Source organism: Janthinobacterium sp. TPC_1 (assembly GCF_056037845.1).
The window spans coordinates 4010495-4023876 of the sequence record NZ_CP195157.1 but is presented as its reverse complement, the minus strand read 5'-3'; the positions used below and the strand labels follow the sequence as shown (position 1 = coordinate 4023876).

The 13382-nt window shown below is 64.2% G+C and carries 15 protein-coding genes and 1 pseudogene; 2 read left to right on the top strand and 14 right to left on the bottom strand.

Going from position 1 to position 13382, the window contains the following annotated elements:
* Positions 1–76 precede the first annotated feature (76 nt).
* Complete coding sequence (locus tag ACQVLG_RS19800) at positions 77–412, top strand: tetratricopeptide repeat protein (RefSeq protein WP_474290720.1); 336 nt, start codon at positions 77–79, stop codon at positions 410–412.
* Here ACQVLG_RS19800 and bla read toward each other — a convergent pair.
* The 14 genes from bla to ACQVLG_RS19730 form a co-directional block, all read right to left on the bottom strand.
* The gene (gene bla, locus ACQVLG_RS19795) at positions 409–1371 is read right to left on the bottom strand and encodes a subclass B3 metallo-beta-lactamase (RefSeq protein WP_230540776.1); all 963 of its coding nucleotides are present in this window, start codon (positions 1369–1371) and stop codon (positions 409–411) included. The genes ACQVLG_RS19800 and bla overlap by 4 nt on opposite strands.
* A 61-nt stretch (positions 1372–1432) precedes the next feature.
* Entirely contained in the window at positions 1433–1606 is a 174-nt protein-coding gene (locus ACQVLG_RS19790; protein ID WP_474290719.1) for a hypothetical protein, read from the bottom strand.
* On the bottom strand, positions 1564–3198 hold the full coding sequence (locus ACQVLG_RS19785; protein ID WP_474290718.1) for a M56 family metallopeptidase: 1635 nt from the start codon (positions 3196–3198) through the stop codon (positions 1564–1566). The genes ACQVLG_RS19790 and ACQVLG_RS19785 overlap by 43 nt, the downstream gene beginning before the upstream one ends.
* Positions 3195–3587, bottom strand: coding sequence for a BlaI/MecI/CopY family transcriptional regulator (locus ACQVLG_RS19780; protein ID WP_077402930.1), 393 nt, complete (start codon positions 3585–3587; stop codon positions 3195–3197). Before ACQVLG_RS19780 ends, ACQVLG_RS19785 begins: the two co-directional genes overlap by 4 nt.
* Before the next feature lie 61 nt (positions 3588–3648).
* Positions 3649–5142 (bottom strand): hypothetical protein, encoded by a 1494-nt coding sequence (locus tag ACQVLG_RS19775; protein WP_474290717.1) that lies wholly within the window; start codon positions 5140–5142, stop codon positions 3649–3651.
* Between the two features lie 98 nt (positions 5143–5240).
* On the bottom strand, positions 5241–6587 hold the full coding sequence (locus tag ACQVLG_RS19770; protein ID WP_474290716.1) for a DUF3422 family protein: 1347 nt from the start codon (positions 6585–6587) through the stop codon (positions 5241–5243).
* Between the two features lie 122 nt (positions 6588–6709).
* Complete coding sequence (locus ACQVLG_RS19765; RefSeq protein ID WP_474290715.1) at positions 6710–7174, bottom strand: MFS transporter; 465 nt, start codon at positions 7172–7174, stop codon at positions 6710–6712.
* The gene (locus tag ACQVLG_RS19760) at positions 7105–7917 is read right to left on the bottom strand and encodes an MFS transporter (protein WP_474290714.1); all 813 of its coding nucleotides are present in this window, start codon (positions 7915–7917) and stop codon (positions 7105–7107) included. Before ACQVLG_RS19760 ends, ACQVLG_RS19765 begins: the two co-directional genes overlap by 70 nt.
* On the bottom strand, positions 7914–8576 hold the full coding sequence (locus tag ACQVLG_RS19755; protein WP_474290713.1) for a CerR family C-terminal domain-containing protein: 663 nt from the start codon (positions 8574–8576) through the stop codon (positions 7914–7916). The genes ACQVLG_RS19760 and ACQVLG_RS19755 overlap by 4 nt, the downstream gene beginning before the upstream one ends.
* A gap of 122 nt (positions 8577–8698) precedes the next feature.
* The gene (locus ACQVLG_RS19750; protein ID WP_474290712.1) at positions 8699–9169 is read right to left on the bottom strand and encodes a copper chaperone PCu(A)C; all 471 of its coding nucleotides are present in this window, start codon (positions 9167–9169) and stop codon (positions 8699–8701) included.
* A 20-nt stretch (positions 9170–9189) separates the two neighbouring features.
* Positions 9190–9786, bottom strand: coding sequence for an SCO family protein (locus ACQVLG_RS19745; protein ID WP_474290711.1), 597 nt, complete (start codon positions 9784–9786; stop codon positions 9190–9192).
* Positions 9787–9848: 62 nt separating this feature from the next.
* Entirely contained in the window at positions 9849–10235 is a 387-nt protein-coding gene (locus ACQVLG_RS19740; RefSeq protein ID WP_474290710.1) for a DUF2946 domain-containing protein, read from the bottom strand.
* A gap of 36 nt (positions 10236–10271) precedes the next feature.
* The gene (locus ACQVLG_RS19735; protein ID WP_474290709.1) at positions 10272–10865 is read right to left on the bottom strand and encodes a helix-turn-helix domain-containing protein; all 594 of its coding nucleotides are present in this window, start codon (positions 10863–10865) and stop codon (positions 10272–10274) included.
* A 62-nt stretch (positions 10866–10927) separates the two neighbouring features.
* The gene (locus tag ACQVLG_RS19730; protein WP_474290708.1) at positions 10928–11629 is read right to left on the bottom strand and encodes a Crp/Fnr family transcriptional regulator; all 702 of its coding nucleotides are present in this window, start codon (positions 11627–11629) and stop codon (positions 10928–10930) included.
* Between the two features lie 115 nt (positions 11630–11744).
* On the opposite strand from ACQVLG_RS19730, the pseudogene ACQVLG_RS19725 reads away from it, so the two are divergent.
* Positions 11745–13378, top strand: a pseudogene (locus ACQVLG_RS19725) (acyl-CoA synthetase).
* The last annotated feature ends 4 nt before the right edge of the window (positions 13379–13382 follow it).

The window sequence follows — 13382 nt, the reverse complement described above, 5'->3', positions numbered from 1 at the left end:
TGGCATCCGGCTTGTTTCTTGCACGCCCAAGCGCTAATATGCAAGAATTAACTTGCATATTAAGATGAGGCCGGCAATGCGTGAACAACTTGAAAAACTGCTGGCGCAGGGGCGCGACAACGCCCTGCTGCGCTTTGGCCTGGGCGATGCCTGCCTGAAAGACCATGACGCCGAGCAAGCGGCCCTGCACCTGGCGCAAGCCACCGCGCAGCAGCCCGGCTATTCCGCCGCCTGGAAACTGCTGGGCAAGGCCTTGCACCAGCTGGGACGGCTGGGACGAAGCGCAAGCCGCCTGGACCACGGGCGTGACGGTGGCCCAGCAGCAAGGCGACTTGCAAGCCGTCAAGGAAATGACGGTGTTCGTCAAACGCCTGCAAAAACAGCGGCAGGCGGCACAGTAAAAACGGCTTAGTGCGCGTGCGCAGCGCCCTTCGCGTCAAGAGGCAAGGCGACGTCCCGTTCCTTCGCCAGGCGCTTGGCCAGCAAGCCGCCCGCTTCGGCCGCATAGGCGCGGCAGGCGCTGGCGTCGATCAGGGGATTGTCCGTGCCGCTGCGCCTGGCCGCCTTGCCCAGCACGTCCGTCGTACCCGGATGCACGGGAATGATGATGTCGCATGGCAAGGCGGCCACCTTGGCGATGCTCGCTTCGAACGAAGCCGAAATATCTGGCGAACCTCCCTTGCCCTTGCCTTTGCCTGTGTAGCGGAAATCGCCGCTCGCATACGGGTTCAGGCTGTCCGCATACACCACGTCCAGGCAGCGCTGGCCTTCGCACGAGGTCCAGGTCCACGTCGTGCCGCCGGGCGTGTGGCCCGGCGTCATGTGGGCCGTCAGCGCCAAAGGACCCACCTTGACGGTATCGCCCTCGCCCACCAGGCTGACCTTGCGCACCTTGGCCACATGCACGACGGGATTGGCCTGGTATTGCGGGTCATCCTTGCCATTCGTGCCGCTTTGCAGCCCCAGGGCGCCCGAGGCGCTGGCCATCACGGTGGCGCCGCTGGCCCGTTGCAGCGCGGCGATGCCGCCCGCATGGTCCCAATGGGCGTGCGAATTGAGGATATATTTCACATCCTCGATGCGAAAGCCCAGCGCCTTGATATTGTCGATGATCAAGGGCGCCGATTGCGGCAGCGCGCCGTCGAGCAGGATATGGCCCTGCGGACTCGTCACCAGCACGGCGGACAAGCCCGCCGTGCCCACATACCAGCTATTGCCATAGATATTGAACGGCTTGACGGGCGCGTTCCATTCCTTGCAATTGTCGCAATTAACCGGTTTATCCTGCACCGGCGCGGGGGTCTTCGCCTGCACCGTGCCTGCCGCCATGGTCGCAACCGTAGCCAGCATCAACTTCGCCAATAGTGTCATCTTCATCTCCAGAGTGTAAAAAAGATGGGCGCCCGCACTGGCGCGCCCGGGGGGGGGGGTATCAATGCATGCGGCCTGGGCTCCCGGCCAGGGTGTCGCGGATGTGTCCGGCGTCTAGCGAGCGCCGCTGCGCGCCGTCGGCGTCGAGCAGCACTACGGTGACGTGCTTGCCGCCGCTGCGCATGCGCATGGTCAGGCAGCTGCCCGCCGCGTGGCTGCTGCCCGTCTTCGACAATAAAATGTCCCAGCCCTTGCCGCCGACGAGCGGGTTGGTGTTGCGCAGGGTGCGGACCTTGCCATTGACGGCCACGCTCGCTTGCGGGTGGCTGGTGATGCGCGCAATGTCCGGATAGCGCGCGGCCGCCGCGACGATTCTCGCCACCTCGCTGGCCGTCGACGTATATTCGCGGGCGAACTGCCGACGGGGTCCGTCAGGTTGGTGCGACGCAAGCCCAGCTGGCGGATCTTCGCCTGCAAGGCTTGCTGAAAAGCCGCGTTGCCGCCTGGATAAGTGCGCGCCAGCGCGGCGGCGGCGCGGTTTTCGGATGGCAGCAGCGCCAGTTGCAACAGCGCGCCGCGCGACACGGCCACGCCATCGGCAAGCAGGCTGTGGCGCTGCAAGGACGCATCGCCATCGGCGCGCACGATGCGCAGCTGTTCGTCCGGGTCAAGGCCCGCGTCCAGCACCACCATGGCCGTCATCAGCTTGGTGATCGAGGCGATGGGCACGACGGCGTCCGCGTCTTTCGCCATCAGCACCTGGCCCGTGCTGTCGTCAAATACCAGCATGTGTTTCGCGCTGACGGGCAAGTCCAGCATGGCGGAGGCAGCGTCGGCCAGCATCGTCCCGTTGACGGCAGGCTTGCCCTGCACCTGCAGCAGCAGGGTGGCGCAGGCCAGCAGCAAGGCGGGCACGGCCAGTTTCCAGCCGGCCGTATCAAGCCCGGGCGCCATCAGGCGTTCGATGCGCGTCAGCAGCGCCCCGCCCCTGGCCGACATCAGCAAGCCGGCATGTTGCGGCGCGGCAGCGTGCAGGGACAAGGCATGCAGCGCCGTGGCCAGCTGCTGCGGGTCTTGCAGCGCTTGCGCGGCCAGCGCGTCGGCCACCTGTTCCCGTTCGGCCCGCATGCGCGCCGACAGCCACCAGACGACGGGGTGAAAAAACAGCAGCGCCTCGGCCACGCTTTGCAGCAGGTTGACCAGGTAATCCCAGCGCCGCACGTGCGCCAGTTCATGCGCCAGCAAGGCCTCGAGCAAGGCGACGGGCATGCCGCTCAGCAAGGCGGCCGGCAGCAGGATGACGGGGCGCCAGAATCCCACCGTGACGGGGCTGGACAATCCTCCGTGCAGCTTCAGCGGCACTTTCCGACTGCCGTGCAAGCCCATGCGCTGCGCCAGCGCATCGAGGCGCGCCTGCCAGATGGCGGGCGCGGCCACTGCCTGGCGGCGCAGCTTGCCGACCCAGGCCAGGCCCAGGCACAGGCGCAAGCTCATCAGGGCGACACCGGCGCTCCAGGCCAGCACCAGGGCCGGCATCCACGCTTGCAGCGCGGCGCGCCAGGCGGGCGGCGCGTCCACCGTCAGCCGGGCCGGCGATGTGCCCGACAGCAGGGACAGCAGGTGCACAAAAGGAATACACAGGCACAGCAGCAGCGCCAGCGCGCAGACGGCATAGCGCCAGCGCGCGCTGGCACGACGCAGCAGCCAGAGCAGGACGGCGGACACGGCACCGACGATCAAGCCCTGCCAGACGAAATACAGCAAGACCCAGCCCAGCGCAGGGACCAGCTTGCCCAACTCGATGCCCAGGCGCATGTCCACATTCATGGCTGTTTGCCATCCTTGCTGCGCAGGATTTTTTCAATTTCCAGGCGTTCCGCGTCGCTCACGTGCTCGCGCAGCGCCGTCAGCACGAGCGCCTTGCCGGAACCGGAAAACACCTTGCCGATCAAGTCCTTGAGCAGACTCGTCTGCAGCTTTTCCTGCGCTTCGACGGCCGCATACAGCTGCGGCCGCTGGCTTTCGTCGCGGCTCAGCAAGCCCTTGCCATGCATCAATTGCAACTGGCGCAGCACGGTGGCGTAGCTGGCGTCGGCACGCTCTGCGGCCAGAGCGTCGTACACGGCGCGCGCGTCGGACGGACCGCGCTGCCACAGGATGCGCAGCAGGTCCAGTTCGGCGGCCGTGGGATGGGGAGTGGAGGTATTTTTTAACATGCCGCTAGAATACCGATTCTAGAATGCCCTGTCTAGAACTTTTTTTCTAATACATGCGTCACTAAAAATCGCGCAAGCGGTCGAACAAGGCATACAGCGCCGCCACATCCGGCAGCGCCACCTGTGCCAGCACCTGCTCCAGCGCCACATAGATTTCATCGCGCTCCACCGTCTCGATGACGCTGGAACGCCGCTCGATCTGGTTGAATACGCCGACATAGGCAGTGACCATCTCCTGCGCCATGGCTTGCACCGTCCCGGCATCGTTCGCGCCGTCCAGCGTGCGCGCCGTGGCCAGCAGCTTCTTGTACGCCTGCGCGGCCTTTTTGGCATACGCCGCCGAAATATGTGCGCGGCCATCCCAGTCGCGGAACGCGTTATGCAGGTTTTCCGCCAGCCATTCCGGCTTGCGCGGCCGCGTCACGGACAAGTCCAGACCCAGCGCCGCCGCCTTTTTATAGCGGGCCTTGATGGCCTTGGCGGCGTCGGCCGGCAGGCTGGTCAGGCACAGGCTGGACAAAGCCGGCAACTGCGCCGGCGCGGGGAAGTCGTCGGCACCGTAACCGAACAGTTCATACGCGGTGAAATCCTGCAAACGGTCCAGTCTGGCGATGCTGGCCAGGTTCGACGCCACGCCCGGCTTGCCCCATACCGTCAGGTCCGTCAGCACGGGGAAGCGTTGCGCCACGGTATCGAAATCCACAGCCGGCATAGCGCTCAGCGACAGGCGCGCCAGCTGGTCGAGGCCATGGAATGACGCCAGGGCGCCGGACAACTGCAGGCGCAGGAAGCGCCCCGCATGCGGGTCGTCGATACGCAGCGCGGACGACGGCGCGCCATTCAGTATCAGGGTGCTCAAACCCTCGTTCAGGCGCAGCGAGCGCAAGCCTGCGCCATGCACGACGAGGCGGCTGACATTGCTGTTGCGCAAGTCGAGTTCGCCCTCCGTCGAGGATTGCCAGTGCACTTCGTTGATGATGGGGTTGCCGTTGATGTAGGCGGCCAGCGCCGCGCTGCCGTGGCGCGTCTCGATGGTCGTCAGGCAAGGCAGCTGGTCCAGTTCGGACAGGTCGCCGAGCGCCTGCAGGATGTCGTCGCCGATGCGGCTTGTCTTCTGGCGCACGGCCTGGCCGCCGACCATCACTTCCTCGCTCGATGCCGCCTTGAAGCGCTGGCGCCTGGCCGGGTCGACCTGCTCCCAGCGGCGCTGGCGGTACACACTGTCGCCCATGTGCCAGCCGCCGCTGTAGCTTTTCACTGCCGTCTCGACCAGCGGCGCGACATTGGCCACCAGGCTGTAGTGGCGCGGCACCTTCGCGCTGGCAAAGCTGTGGTCGTGACGCCTGTTCCAGAAATAGTAATCGCACACCAGCGGGCGCATCGCCTGCACGGCTGCGGCATCGGGCAAGGCGTCGCCCGTCCAGTCCAGCTGCAAAATGGCGGCCAGCGGGGCGCTGCCGGACGCCGCATCGTCGATGGCCGTGACCTGGCAAGCCACATACTGCTGCAGCCTGTGCGAAAACACACTATAGATATCTCCAACCTTGGCAAGCACGCTGATTTCCTTGTAGCAAACAATGAGGCCAGCACGATAGCAAAAATTGGCGGCGCGCGGCGTACGCGCCGCCGGAGCCGCAAAGGTGCTTACACGGCTCAGTCGGCGTGCAGCTTGTGGTGCATGCGGCGCAAGCCCAGCCAGACGCCGGCCGCCACGAACGGCACCAGGGCGCCGACGAGGATTTCCGGGTTCACGGGCAAGCCCATTACCTTGGCCGCCTTGCCCGTGTAGCTGAACAGGCCGATCACGTAATACGAAATGGCGGCCACGGACAAGCCTTCCACCGCTTGCTGCAAGCGCAGCTGCTGCGCCGCGCGGGCGTTCATCGATTGCAGGATTTGCCGGTTTTGCAACTCCTGCACGATGCCCACGCGCGTGCGCAGCAAATCGTTCGTGTTGGCAATGCGCTGCGCCATCGCTTCCTGGCGGCTGGCCATCGCTTCGCACGTGTTCATGGCGGGCGTCAAACGGCGGTCCATGAATTCCTCGACCGTCGGAATGCCCTCGATGCGCACTTCGCGCAACTCGTCGATGCGCGCCTTGACGAGGCCCATGTAGGCTTTCGAGGCAGAAAAACGGTAGCTATTGTCGAGTGACAGCTTTTCTATGCGGGCCGCCAAGCGCGTGATGCGGTCGAGCAAGGTTTGCTCGGCCACGCCCTCGTCGGCCTTGACCAGGCCCGGCGCGTCGTCCGTGTCGACCATGGCGGCGGCCAGGGTGGCCAGTTCGTTCTCGATGGCATTCAAGGATGGCGCCGCCTGCATGGCGTAGGGCAAGCCCAACAAGGCCATCATGCGGTAGGTTTCGATTTCCAGCACGCGCTGCACCAATCGGCCCGACTGCTGCGAGCGCATGCCTGCGTCGCGGATGACGAAACGGCTGAAACCGTCGGACTGGATCGTGAAATCCGTCCACAATTCGCCGCCCTGCAGCACCTTGCTGCCGGCCAGGGTATTGCCCTCGAACACGCGCGACAAGCCCTGCATGAAGATTTCGGCCGGCTCCGTTGCCTGTTCCAGCACCACGTGGGCCGCCACCATCAGCTTGCCCTTCAAGCCCACCAGCCATTGCTGCGGCAACTGTTCCAGGGGCATGCGTTCGAACGCCTGTTCCAGCGGCAAGGCCGCGCCCGGATGCTCGGCGAAGGTAAACGTGGCAAATTCCGTGTGGCATTCCCATTTCAGGCGGAAGCGGCCAAAGTCGTAATAGAAATACTTGGCTTCAGCGTTTGGCGGCGTGACGCCGAAATGCGTGCACAGGGCCGCCAGGGTGGCGTGCTGGGCCGCCATATTCGACGCACCGGGCGCCGCGCTGTCATCTTTATAGACGGCCAGATGGGTGATCAGCTCGGGGGCATCGAGCTGCAAAAACGGCCGCGAGTGGATTTCCGCAGCCAGCGGCACGCGCAAGGCGTGGTTCAAACTGGAGTTAATCAAGTGCATGATAGCCAAAGGTAAAGTTGCAAAACTGCTTAGAACCGCGCGCGTGCTGTGCTGCCCGCAGCGGGGGTCTGATTGTCACAGTGTAACAAAGCAGAAAGCATGCCATCTTTTTTCAGGGCCGGTCATGTTGTTTTGACAAGCCCGGTTACACCCTGCTCCGCCCCTTGCCGGCTGCCCAGCCACCAGAATGCGGCGGCCAGCGCCACGGCCGACGCCTGTCCCAGCGCCAATTTAAAAGCGCTGTCGAACAGCAAAGGTGCGACAAAACCGGACACCAGCGCAAACACCAGCATTTGCACGAAGTTCTGCAAAGACGCGGCCAGGCCCCGCATCTGCGGGAAAATGTCGAGCGTCGACATGGTCATGCCCGGCAAGGCCAGCGACATGCCGAACGCGTACAGCATCACGGGCACGACGGCGAACGGGATGCAGGCCACGAACCAGTGGTTGTAAGCGATATTGAGCGCGCCCGTGGCCGCCATGGCCAGCAAGCCCCAGCGCACCAGCACGGTACTTTTCACCACGTGGGCCAGCTTGCCCGACAGCGCCGAGCCGCCCACCAGGCCCGCCACCATGGGGATGAACATCCAGCCAAACGCCGTTTCCGGCAAATGCAGCAATTCCAGGATGAAATGCGGGGCCGAGGCAATGTACAGGGCAAAGCCGCCAAAGGCGAAGGCCACGCCAGCGAACGCAGCAGGAACGCCCGGTGGCGCAAGGCCAGCCAGTAATTGCGCGCGATGTTGGCCGGGTGGAAGGGTTGGCGATGCTCGACGGCTAAACTTTCCGGCAAGCCTTTCAGGCAGGCAAGCGCCAGCAGCACGGTGACGGAAAAGGTGAACACGAACGTGGATTGCCAGCCATAGGCCACGTGCAGCCAGCCGCCGATGATGGGCGCGATGGCGGGCGCGATGCCGAACACCATCATGATGTTGGCCAGCATCTTTTGCGCGGCCGCGCCAGCTAAACTGTCGCGCACGATGGCTTGCCCGATCACCCTGCCCGCTCCGGCCGAGGCGCCCTGCATGCCGCGGAAGAACAGCAGCCAGCCAAAGCTCGGGGCAAACGCGGCGCCGATGGAGCCGGCGGCAAAGATCAGCAAGGAGGCCAGGATCACGGGACGGCGGCCGAACGAGTCGGACAAGGTGCCGTAGAACAAGGTCATGAACGCATAGGCGGCCAGGTAGACGCTCAGGGTCTGCTGCACCAGCACGCTGCTGACGTCGAAATGCGTGCCGATCGCGGGAAACGATGGCAGAAAGGTATCCGTGGCGAACGGGCCCAGCATGGCCAGCCCGGCCAGCACCAGGGTCAGGTTGCGCGCCTTCATGCGCCCGCCTGCACGGCATATTGAAGGCGCATGCCATCGAGGGCTGCCAGCGAGAACGCGGCGACATGCTGCGCAATGCGGGCGGTGCCCGCCTCGTCATAGGTGATTTCCGGCGCCACCAATTCATGCACGATGCGCGACCGGGCGTAGAACACGGCCTGGCCGATCACGCTGAACACGCATTTCTGCACCACGTCGTCCGGCATGGCCGCGCCCACCACGCCGCGGATCAAGCTAGTGAACAGCGCATGGTGCGCGCGCACATCGCGGTCTGCCAGCATGTGGATGGCGGCCGTCGGCTCGATCAGTTCGCGCGCCACCAGGCGGCTGAACAGCGAAGACGGTCCCGGGCGCAGCATGTCGAATACCATCGCTTCTATTGCCAGGCGCAGCTGTTCCACGGGTGCCACGGCCACCACAGGGCCGGCATCCGCCGCGGCAGCGGCCGAGGCACGCGCCAGCGCGCGCGCATGGTCGAAGGCGGCCAGGTACAGCTCTTCCTTGCCATGAAAATAATAATTGACCATCGCCACGTTGACGTGGGCCGCTTCGCAAATCCGGCGCACGGACGCGAGCCGGTAGCCTTCGTCGGCAAACAGCTGCACCGCCGCCTGCAGGATGCGTGCGCGCGCCGGTTCGTTTTCTTTATCTTCCGTCATGCCATTCCCATCATTTAAACAACTGTTTAATATTGTACGGAATTATATCAAACAGCCGTTTAACTTTCAGGCGGACGTAAAAAAGCCCGGCGAACCGGGCTTTTCAAGGGCGTATCGGCAGCTTAATGCTTCATCGCCGGCATCGGGGCCGAGGCGGTGCCCAGCGGACGCGCCACGGCATTGACTTCGATGGTTTCGCGGCGCTTGTCCTCGCCTTCGACGACCAGGGTCAGCGGGATCTTGTCGCCCGCCTTCACCTGCCCTTTGAGTTCCAGCAGCATGACGTGGTAGCCGCCCGGCTTCAGTTCGACGGCTTTGCCGGCTGGCAAGGCGATTTCCTTGACCTGGCGCATGCGCATCATATTGTCCGTCATGCTCATTTCATGGATTTCCGCCACGCCCGCCACGGGCGAGCGCACTTCCAGCAAGCGCATGGCTTTCGGCGCCGTGATCTGCATGAAGGCGCCCGTGGCTTTCTGCTGCGGCACGGTGGCGCGCACCCACGGGTCGGTGATCTGCACGGAAGTCTGGGCAGCGGCGGAGAAGGACAGCACGGTCAGGGCCGTGGCCAGCAGGGTTTTCAGATGGGTCATGATTATTCCTTTCGTGATAGTTACAAGGTGTATTTCGATTTCATCAAGGTCTTGATGTCTTGCACGCACTCGTCGCCCGTCAACTGGTGCTTCAAGCCCAGGCGCATGCGCCCCTCGTTATCGAGCACATAGCTGATGGCCGTGTGGTCCATCGTGTATGAGCTGCCGCTCGGCACGCGGCGGTAGAAGACCTTGTAATTGAAGGCCGTCTGCGCCGTCGCCTGCGGGTCCGTGCGCAAGCCGAGGAAGCTGGGGTCGAAGGCGCGCATGTACTCGCCCAGCAACTCGGGCGTATCGCGCTCGGGGTCGATGCTGATGAAGAGCACTTGCAGCTTGTCGGCATCGGCGCCCAGCTTCTGGCGGATTTCCAGCGCGCGCGACAGGGCCGTCGGGCACACGTCCGGGCATTGCGTGAAGCCAAAGAAGACCATCACATACTTGCCCTTGAAGTCGGCCAGGGTGTACACCTTGCCGTCGGGGCCGCTCAACTTGAAGTCGGGCTTGTAATCGCCTCCCGTCAGGTCGAGGCCGTTGTAATGGGGTTTCGGTGCTTGTTCGCAAGCGGCAAGCGTGAACAATCCCGCCGTGCCGGCGAGAAGGAATAAACGACGTTTCATGGCATTCTGGCCCGATGGGCGTAGTGGATACAGTTAAGACGTGGAAGGCGTGACTGGTGTATTCAGGCAGCCAGAGGCGGGCCGCGCGGGCTGGCGGCCAGCCACGCGAACGGCGCTTTGGGCGCCTGGTAAAACAATGGCGGATAGTGGTCGTGGCCCGTGACGACGGCCAGCGGCGAGGATGAGGACGGCGGCAAGCCCACGCTGCCCGCATGGCTCATGCAGAACGGGCAATGTTCGATGTGGTGCAGTACGGAATCGGTGGTGGATCTGGCGGCTGGCGCCAGATCCGCTTGCGTGTAGACGGCGCCGCTGGCCGAGCATATCTCGACGGCCGCATTGTTCGCGTTCGCATGCCTCGAGGCAAACGCATACGACAGGGACGGCGACAGCGCATTGAGCAGTATCGCCAGGCAGGCGAACCACATATGCCACTGTTTGCGTTTCAATAAAGATCCCATGGCCCCGATTATAACGGAGTCTGGCTATCCGGGCGCCTGGCCCCGCAGGAACAGGCTGGGGCGCACGCCGGCCACATCCACGCAGGCGTCGCAAAACGCGGGGATCGAGGCAAAGCCGGAGCCGGCCGCCACTTGCGCCAGGTCGCGCTCGCCGTGCCCGCCCTCGGCGTCCGCTTGCGCCGCCGTGTGCAGCGCGTGCGCCAGACGCTGTTCGCGCACCAGGCTGAGCAATGCCTCGCCTTCTGCAAACAGGCGCGCCCGTGCCTTGTGCGGCGTCACTTGCCACAGGGCCGCCAGACGCGCCGACGTCCATTTGCCTTGCGGCGTATCAAAGATATGCTGCGCCAACGCCTGGCTCCAGCGCTTGCCGCCGCCGTGGCCGCCTTCGGGCTCATCGCCTTCCAGCGCCAGGGTGAAGACGGCCGGCTTGCCCCGTCCCGGCATCACGTCGCAGGCGAAGCGCAAGAAGGCGGGCACGACGAAGCTGTCGCCGCTGGCCAGTTTCTTGGTGGCGATTTCATTGTGCAAGGTGACAAAACCCTGGCGCACGGTAACGCGCAGCCGGAGCGGAAAGCGCAAGCCCAGCAAGTGCAGAGGATGATCGGAAACGAGTGCCATGCGTCAATTCAATGTCATAAGCCAGCCGCCAGCATGCCACACATCGCGCGCCCAGTCTGTCATCACAGCGACGCCACGCCATAGCGGCGCAAGCCGTCGAGGTCTACCACGCGGATCGATTGATACGCGATGCTGATCAGGTTCAGCTCGGCCAGATGGCCCAGCGCCTGGTTCACGCGCTGGCGCGAAATACCCGTCAACAAGCCGATTTCTTCCTGCGACAGCTCAAGCACGCTGGACGTGCGCGGGTATAACATGGGGTGGAACAGTTGCGCGATCGCTTGCGCCACCTGCGCATCGACGGCCAGCAGGCGCTGGTTCTGGATGGTGGCGATGAATTGGCCCATGCGCTCGTTCAGCTGGCGGATGACGAAGGCATTGAAGGAAAGGCTCTCGGCCAGCAACAGATGAAACAGATCCACGGGCACGAGGATGATGTCGGCGGCGCGCACGGCCACCACGTCGTAGCGGCGCAGTTCGCGCTTGAGCACGCTGCCCTCGCCGCACCAGCCGCCGGCCGGCACGCCGGAAAACGTGGCGCCGCGCCCATCGGCATTGTAGACGGCCAGCTTGATCAAGCCCGTGTGCACGCCAATCCAGTGCGCCGACGGTTCGCCGCGCCGCGTGACGAAGGCGCCCGCTTCATAGTGCCGCAGCACGCTGCCGGCGCGCAACAGGGTCTGATGCCGCGCATCGAGGGCCGTGAACCAGTCGTGGCTGTCGAGCTCGGGCATCGCAAGGTCTACACTATCGTTGCTATCCATTCCATCCTTCAGACCTGTCACTAAGATGACAGTGATTTTCCAGCACCGGTGCTATGCTCACCGGTATCAATCCCGAAACAGGGAGCTACAGAATTTTATTTAACAGGAGACAAGCATGACTGCTGATTTCAACACCGGGCTCGGCAAAAACAGCGCCAACTACGCCGCCCTCACCCCGCTCGACTATATCGCCAGGGCAGCCGCAGTATATGGCAATCGCCTGGCAATTGCACATGGCGCCATCCGCCAGACCTGGCGCGAAACGTATGCGCGCACGCGCCGCCTGGCCTCCGGCCTCATCAAACTGGGCGTGGGCACGGGCGATACGGTGGCCGTGATGCTGCCGAACACGCCCGCCATGGTGGAAGCGAGCTTTGGCGTCCCCATGGCTGGCGCCGTCCTCAACGCGCTGAATATCCGCCTCGACCTGGCCTCGCTGACCTTCATGCTGCGCCATGGCCAGGCCAAGGTACTGCTGGCCGACACGGAATTTGCCGAACTGGCGCGCCAGATGGCGGCGCAGATTCCCGGCTTGCGCGTGATCCAGGTCAATGACTTGCTGGGGCCCGAAGTGGACGCGTTTTCCGACCTCGACTATGAAGCCTTGCTGGCCAGCGGCGACCCCGAGTACGACTGGCAGCCGCCGGCCGATGAGTGGGACGCCATCGCCCTCAACTACACGTCCGGCACCACGGGCGACCCGAAAGGCGTCGTCTACCACCACCGGGGCGCGGCCCTGAATGCCCTGTCGAACATCTTAGAGTGGGACATGCCCAAGCACGCCGTCTACCTGTGGACCTTGCCGATGTTCCACTGCAATGGCTGGTGCTTCCCGTGGACCGTGGCCGCGCGCGCGGGCGTCAACGTGTGCCTGCGCAAGTTTGAACCCAAGCTCGTGTTCGACCTGATGCGCGAATTGCGCATCACCCACTATTGCGCGGCACCCATTGTGCACGCGGCGCTGGCCAACGCGCCCGCCAACTGGCGCGACGGTATAGACTGGACCGTGCGCGGCATGGTGGCCGGTGCGCCGCCGCCGGCGGCCATGGTGGCGAAGATCGAAGCCATGGGTTTTGATTTGATCCACTCGTATGGCTTGACGGAAGTGTATGGCCCGGCCGCCATCTGCGCCGAGCAGGACGAGTGGGCCGCCCTGAGCCAGGAAGAGCGCGCCGTATTGAAATCGCGCCAGGGCGTGCGCTACCACTTGCAAAGCGCCGTGGCCGTGCTGGACCCGGAAACCATGCAGCCCGTGGCGGCCGACGGCGAACAGATCGGCGAGATCATGTTCCGCGGCAACATCTGCATGAAGGGTTACCTGAAAAATGAAAAGGCGACGCAGGAAGCGTTCGCGGGCGGCTGGTTCCACACGGGCGACCTCGGTGTCATGTATCCGGACGGCTACATCAAGCTGAAGGACCGCAGCAAGGACATCATCATTTCCGGCGGCGAGAATATTTCCAGCGTGGAAGTGGAAGACGCGCTGTACCATCACCCGCAAGTGCTGGCCGCCGCCGTCATCGCCCAGCCGGACGAGAAGTGGGGCGAGACGCCGTGCGCCTTCGTCGAACTGCGCGAAGGGGCGACGGTGACGGAAGCGGAATTGATCGCCTTCTGCAAGAACAACCTGGCGGGCTCAAGGTGCCGAAAGCCATTTATTTCGGCCCCCTGCCCCGCACCTCGACGGGCAAGATCCAGAAGTTCGAATTGCGCAAGCGCATGCACTCGGACAAGGCCATCGACGTCTGATTCT

Bases quoted from the DNA above. Each gene is read 5' to 3' on its own strand.
- ACQVLG_RS19735 (WP_474290709.1), bottom strand. From the start codon at position 10,865: ATGGCACTCGTTTCCGATCATCCTCTGCACTTGCTGGGCTTGCGCTTT.
- ACQVLG_RS19750 (WP_474290712.1), bottom strand. From the start codon at position 9,169: ATGACCCATCTGAAAACCCTGCTGGCCACGGCCCTGACCGTGCTGTCC.
- ACQVLG_RS19780 (WP_077402930.1), bottom strand. From the start codon at position 3,587: ATGTTAAAAAATACCTCCACTCCCCATCCCACGGCCGCCGAACTGGAC.
- ACQVLG_RS19755 (WP_474290713.1), bottom strand. From the start codon at position 8,576: ATGACGGAAGATAAAGAAAACGAACCGGCGCGCGCACGCATCCTGCAG.
- ACQVLG_RS19800 (WP_474290720.1), top strand. From the start codon at position 77: ATGCGTGAACAACTTGAAAAACTGCTGGCGCAGGGGCGCGACAACGCC.
- bla (WP_230540776.1), bottom strand. From the start codon at position 1,371: ATGACACTATTGGCGAAGTTGATGCTGGCTACGGTTGCGACCATGGCG.
- ACQVLG_RS19770 (WP_474290716.1), bottom strand. From the start codon at position 6,587: ATGCACTTGATTAACTCCAGTTTGAACCACGCCTTGCGCGTGCCGCTG.
- ACQVLG_RS19765 (WP_474290715.1), bottom strand. From the start codon at position 7,174: ATGTTCATCCCCATGGTGGCGGGCCTGGTGGGCGGCTCGGCGCTGTCG.
- ACQVLG_RS19745 (WP_474290711.1), bottom strand. From the start codon at position 9,786: ATGAAACGTCGTTTATTCCTTCTCGCCGGCACGGCGGGATTGTTCACG.
- ACQVLG_RS19785 (WP_474290718.1), bottom strand. From the start codon at position 3,198: ATGAATGTGGACATGCGCCTGGGCATCGAGTTGGGCAAGCTGGTCCCT.
- ACQVLG_RS19760 (WP_474290714.1), bottom strand. From the start codon at position 7,917: ATGAAGGCGCGCAACCTGACCCTGGTGCTGGCCGGGCTGGCCATGCTG.
- ACQVLG_RS19730 (WP_474290708.1), bottom strand. From the start codon at position 11,629: ATGGATAGCAACGATAGTGTAGACCTTGCGATGCCCGAGCTCGACAGC.